The 1,496-nt window shown below is 41.0% G+C and carries 1 protein-coding gene and 1 pseudogene; both read left to right on the top strand.

Annotated elements, in window-relative coordinates; translation table 11 throughout:
* Positions 1–151: pseudogene (locus PX482_RS27970) on the top strand (RRXRR domain-containing protein); the annotation flags it as partial.
* Between the two features lie 50 nt (positions 152–201).
* Positions 202–993, top strand: coding sequence for an HpsJ family protein (locus PX482_RS00790; protein ID WP_002760965.1), 792 nt, complete (start codon positions 202–204; stop codon positions 991–993).
* Positions 994–1,496: the final 503 nt, after the last annotated feature.

Below are 1,496 nucleotides of genomic sequence, written 5' to 3'. Positions count from 1 at the left end.
TCCCAAAGGGATTGGTTATGTCAGTGGAGATACCGAAAAACAGCTATCTGTAAGCGATACCAATGGTCAACGATTGGGACAGATAGCTGTTAGCAAGATTCAGTTAATTCGTCGTTCTAACGGTTTAATTGTTTCTCGCTATCTCATATAAAGCCGCCCTCCGCTATCGCTAAAGGGCGGGGTTTCAGACCCATTTTTTCGATGAACAGCTTTACTTCTTTGTCCCTGAAATTAGCGGGATTGGTTTTCATTATTTCCTTCCTTTTGGATGGGTTTATCCTGCCGCTGCCCTATCGATTTAATCAATCCCAATGGCAGGTAGGTTTCGTCACCACCTTTGTCGATCGAGGAATTGTTCCTCTTCTGGGTATCGTTCTCGTTTTAATCGCTTACTGGATTGACGCTAACAATAGAGATGTCATTCCTAGAAAATCTCGGTTTGAATTGCGTTGGCCGATCTTTATTCTTTCCACACTGTTAGGCTTAGTTTTTCTGTTGATGATTCCTGTTCATATCAATAATATCAACCAGATTAAAAACAACGCTTTGACTCAAATTGAACAGGGTGTTGACCAAGGAGAGGGACAAATTCAGGCTTTCTTAGCCCAGTTAAATACTCTATCGCAAAATCCCCAACTATTAGAACAGCAGATATCTCAGAGAACTCAAGTGATTGAAACTGGTCGTTTCCAAGGACAACCGATCAACACGGAACAGTTACAGACCCTCCGCCAACAAAGAGAACAATTAACTAATTTACGGGATTTATCCAAAAAACCGAAGGAGTTTAAACAGCGATTAGATGAGATCAAAAATCAGCTACAAACTCAGCTGCAAGATCGACGAAAACAGGCAGAAAGCCAAGCTAACTTAGAGGCTTTGAAACAGTGGTTAAGAATTGGTATTCAAAGTATGTTGCTATCGATTTGCTATAGTTTGATCGGTTGGTTAGGCATTCGAGAACTAGGTAGTATGAAAAAACGCACTGCCTAAGCAGGGGATTTATCTTAATGATGAAGTATAAAGTTTTCGTTTTCGGGAGTCAGAATTCTCCGAGTCAGGAGACGAGCGCACACAAGAGCATACTTCATCCTTAGGATCAAATCTGTAACTATAGTCATTTCAGATAAGTCTGAGACACTCTAGACCGACAAAACCCTTATGAACTCTGGGATTGATATTCTCAATTTTAATTGAAATGACCATACTTAAATATTCAGCCACAGGGCATCATTTGCTGATGCCCTTTTATTGATTAAACCTCTAATACTAAATCCTGTTTAAAAGGTATAGGGGAGCGGGAGAGCGGGGGAGCGGGAATTATGAATTATGAATTAGGAAGTGGCAAGAATAAATAGGGTCTGCTGAAAAAGTTTTTCCTGGGGGTAGGAGTCAGTAGCCGGTCGTCAGGAGCCGGTCGTTTTAGGCTTTGTTGCCCTTGTTTTTTGTACCAAGCGATGTACTACAAGAAGGATAATGCAAGGTTTTTGAACGTC

Origin of the sequence: Microcystis sp. M53602_WE12, assembly GCF_030065455.1 — a bacterium.
GTDB classification, from domain to species: Bacteria; Cyanobacteriota; Cyanobacteriia; order Cyanobacteriales; family Microcystaceae; genus Microcystis; species Microcystis aeruginosa.
Note: the sequence above shows the minus strand (reverse complement) of the source record. Positions and strands in the feature narration are given on the sequence as shown.